Below are 847 nucleotides of genomic sequence, written 5' to 3' on the forward strand. Positions count from 1 at the left end.
TAAGTTAAAGGATGCTCCAATCCTACTTAACCCAACAGACAAGCTAGACCCAAGAGTAGGTGCCGAAATTAAGAGACTAGGTGCTGAGGAAGTAATCATAGTAGGTGGTCCAGATTCTGTATCTGAAAGAGTAAGAGAAGAGTTAAAGGTCTATGACAAGGATAAGAATGTAGAAAGAGTTGCCGGTGTAGATAGGTATGGAACATCTGAAATGGTAGCTAGAAGAGTAACTGGTATAACAGGCAAGAAGTACACAGGTGTTGTAGCATCTGGCCAGGTATTCCCAGATGCCCTATCAGTAGGAACATTCGCATCTAGAGAAGCATATCCAATCCTACTAGTTAAGAAGGATACTGTACCATATCAGATAGAAAGGGCTATCAAAGACCTAGATATCAGTAAGACTTATATAGCTGGTGGAACTAGCACTATATTTAAGTCTACAGAAGCCAAGCTTCCAGGAGTATTAGAGAGAATGGCAGGTAAGGATAGGTATGAAACATCAGTTGCCATAGCCAAGTCTAAGTTCAAGGATAGCAAGGAAGCCTTTATAGCATCAGGCGAAGAATTTGCAGATGCCTTAGTTATATCACCAATATCTGGTAAGTATAACAAGCCAACACTACTAGCATCAAGAAATAAGAATACTAATGCTGTAGTTAAGAAGTATATACAGGATGCTGGTTTGACTAGTATTATAGCTATAGGTGGAGAAAAGTACCTACCATATAGTGTATTGTTAAATTTAGTTGGTAAATAGACATATAAATAATAAGGGGTTATACAATATTTTAAATAGTATTTCACCTTTTGAAAGGGGGACTACTACACTAAGGTGTAGCAGTCC

The 847-nt window shown here is 38.3% G+C and carries 1 protein-coding gene; it reads left to right on the plus strand.

Features of this window, described 5'->3' with window-relative positions; genetic code table 11:
- A partial coding sequence (locus HMPREF0634_RS04270) for a cell wall-binding repeat-containing protein (RefSeq protein WP_007789333.1) occupies positions 1-760 on the plus strand: 760 nt, incomplete at its 5' end.
- Between the last annotated feature and the right edge of the window lie 87 nt (positions 761-847).

The organism is Peptostreptococcus stomatis DSM 17678 (assembly GCF_000147675.1).
GTDB lineage: Bacteria > Bacillota > Clostridia > Peptostreptococcales > Peptostreptococcaceae > Peptostreptococcus > Peptostreptococcus stomatis.